This window comes from Clostridium sp. (genome assembly GCF_036646415.1).
GTDB lineage: Bacteria > Bacillota > Clostridia > Clostridiales > Clostridiaceae > Clostridium_J.
Genome location: NZ_JAVXMF010000056.1, coordinates 1 through 3,215, shown reverse-complemented (window position 1 = coordinate 3,215; position 3,215 = coordinate 1). Strand labels below are relative to the sequence as shown.

Genomic DNA, 3,215 nt, shown 5'->3' with positions numbered 1-3,215 from the left:
TAAGAGCAGAAAAAGTTCCAAGAGTGCTGATAGTATGAACTGTGATGAAGAAAAGGTTAAGGATAGTTGGGTTAGTGGAGATATTAAAGGCATAGAGGTCAAGAATTTTGCTTTTAATACAAATATCTAAGTAATAATGAAAGCCTGTACAAGCTAATATACAGGCTATTTTTGCGCATTCATTTTAAGTAAGTAGTTTAATATTAGTTTAAGATTTTTTCTTCCAATAGAGCATCTATTTGAATAGTATAAAATTCAATTGGATATATGTTAGAATAGGTGTAGCTATAGAAGTTAAGAAGGAGAATAATAGATGAAATATACAAAGTTAATAAGTAGTTCAGAAGCTAGATATTATATTAATGAAGGTGAAAATGAAATATTAAAAACCGCTAAGAATAGTCAAGGATCATACAACTTACCAAGTGAATTCTTTGAAGCTGCAAGAGAAAAAAATGTTTTAGTACAAGACCATAGTATTGATTATGCAAGAAAAAGTACAGATGGAGATGCTTTTGTAGTTTCAGAGGAGTATAAATTTAAACTAGGTAAAGGAGCACTTTGGTTAATTGGTGAAGATTATGCAAAGGTAAATAATAAATTCATAGCTTCAATAAATGCATCAAATGGGAAATTTCAATTATACAGGACAGTATATAAGAAACTTGATTTAAAAGAATATGAATGGTTCATTGCATTAATTGATAATAACTTAGCAGGTAATGAATTAATATTAGATATAGATGAAGAAAATAAAACATTAACTTTAGATGTTAAATTTAATGTAATAAATCAAGGTATAGATAGAAGTGAGATAGAGTCAGAAGAAGATGATGAAAACAATGAACAAGAGATAAATAATGATTTTGAACTTAATATAGAGCATACTCATAATAGAATTGTATTTGGAGCACCAGGAACAGGAAAAAGTAATAGATTAGAAAATGATAAAGTAGTATTTGGACAAAACTTTGAAAGAGTTACATTCCATCCAAATTATTCATATGCTCAATTTGTAGGGACATATAAGCCAGTTCCAGTTAAAGAATTAGTTAAGGGAGTTGAAACTACAACAATTACATATAAATATGTACCAGGTCCATTTATGAGAACTTATGTAAAAGCTATAAGAAGTATAAAAGAAAATAACCCTAAACCATATTTATTATTGATAGAAGAAATAAATAGAGCTAATGTAGCTGCAGTATTTGGAGATGTATTCCAATTACTTGATAGAGATAATGGACAAAGTGAATATGAAATAGAAACAAGTGAAGATATGAGAGCGTACTTAGCAGATGAGCTTAAAGGAAAAGAATCAGATTATGAAAGAATAAGAATACCTAAAAATATGTATCTATGGGCTACTATGAATAGTGCAGACCAAGGAGTATTCCCTATGGATACAGCATTTAAGCGTAGATGGAACTTTGAGTATATAGGTATAAATGAAAATTCTGAAGGCATTAAAAAGATTATAGTTAAACTAGGTAAAGATGAACATGATGTTAATTGGAATGATTTAAGAATGGCTATAAATAATAAGTTATCTAAGGTTTGTAAAGTAAATGAAGATAAGTTATTAGGGCCATATTTCCTTTCTAAAGATGTTATAAGTACACCAGAAGGTAATAACTATGTTAAAGATAACAAAAAGTTTATAGAAACATTTAAGAGTAAAATAATAATGTATCTTTATGAAGATGCAGCAAAGCAATATAAGCAAAAATTATTTGAAGGATGTAGTGATCATTCTAAATACTCTTCAGTATGTGAAGCTTTTGATAAAATAGGAGAAGCAATCTTTGGAATAGATACTCAATACGATATATTCGATAGAGAAAATGTAGATATATATAGCACACAGGGGAGAAAAGTTGATAACCTTTCTTACATAGCAGAGAAAGAGTAGGTGTTTTTGTAATGAACATAATGTCTGAGTACATAAGAGAACAAAAACGATACTCAAAAGAGCAGTTAAAAAATATTTTTAAGCTAAATGACGAAGAGTTTAAAGATTTAGTTAAAAAATTAAAAGCTTATGGTATTTTGAAGATGGTTAACTCTACATCTACACAAAAGAATTTAACTGATTTAACTGATGAAGATATTGAAATAGTTGATGTAGATATGAATGATGAATACTACTATGTATTTACATTTGTAGGAGTACTAACAGTAGGAAATATAGTTATTAAGTGTTTTCCAAAATATTTATTAACTAAAAAAGCTCCACTAGAAGAAATGAAGCAAGTTCTTAAGGTCTTAAATAAATACAATTCAAAAGAGCAGATTATAAATTTATTTAATGGAGATGAAGAGCAAAGAGCATTTAATCTATTATCAATAATTCTATATCTTATAAATGACTATAATGAAAATGGAGCATATATTAACCAACAAGATATTATAGAAACCAATGGTGAGGGTGAAATATTGTGGGATAATACAATTAATGAAACATTCGCCATTATAAGTAACAACAGACCATTTTATACTGAGTTGCAAACAATAAATACAGTTAGTGATGAAATGGATTATTTCACTAGATTACACAGATGTATTGTTACAGAGTGCTGTAACAAATTGAAACAGGGAGAGCTACTAGAAGTTTTTGAGATAGAAGATATTAATATTTCAGAAGAGTGTATAGCTGATTTCGGAGATATAGACTATATTTTATACAGATTACAAAGAGAGCTAAATGTTCAATTTGTAACTAGAAAGCAAAGATTATTAAAAACACTTTATACATATATAGCTCATAGTAAATCATTTGATGATAGTTTTGGATTAAGTATGTATGGCACAAATAGCTTCAATCTTGTATGGGAGAAAGTTTGTGCAGATGTTTTTGATAATAAGCTATCAACTCCTATAGGTAAATTAAAGTTACCTACAGAGATTCATAATGATTATACCTCTAGAAAAAAAAATACCTTATTAGAGATTATTGAAAAACCTGTATGGAAGCATTTTGACTCAGAAGGTAATACTCATAATAATTTAGCTAAGGATACTTTAACTCCTGATTTAATATCTTTATATAATACAGATAAAGGTATGTGTTTTGGTATTTTTGATGCAAAGTATTACAATATAAAATTAGAAAAAAATAAAGTACAAGGCCAACCAGGTGTAGGAGATGTTACAAAGCAGTATTTATATCAATTAGCATATAATGATTTTATTTTAAAACATGGATTTACAAGTGT

2 protein-coding genes are annotated in these 3,215 nt (G+C 27.8%); both read left to right on the top strand.

The window, feature by feature from the left end; all coding sequences use genetic code 11:
• Positions 1-313: 313 nt before the first annotated feature.
• Positions 314-1,912: an AAA family ATPase gene (locus tag RSD37_RS16590; protein ID WP_346947840.1), complete on the top strand. Its 1,599-nt coding sequence runs from the start codon at positions 314-316 to the stop codon at positions 1,910-1,912.
• Between the two features lie 11 nt (positions 1,913-1,923).
• The coding region (locus RSD37_RS16585; RefSeq protein ID WP_346947839.1) for an LlaJI family restriction endonuclease at positions 1,924-3,215 on the top strand (1,292 nt) is incomplete at its 3' end.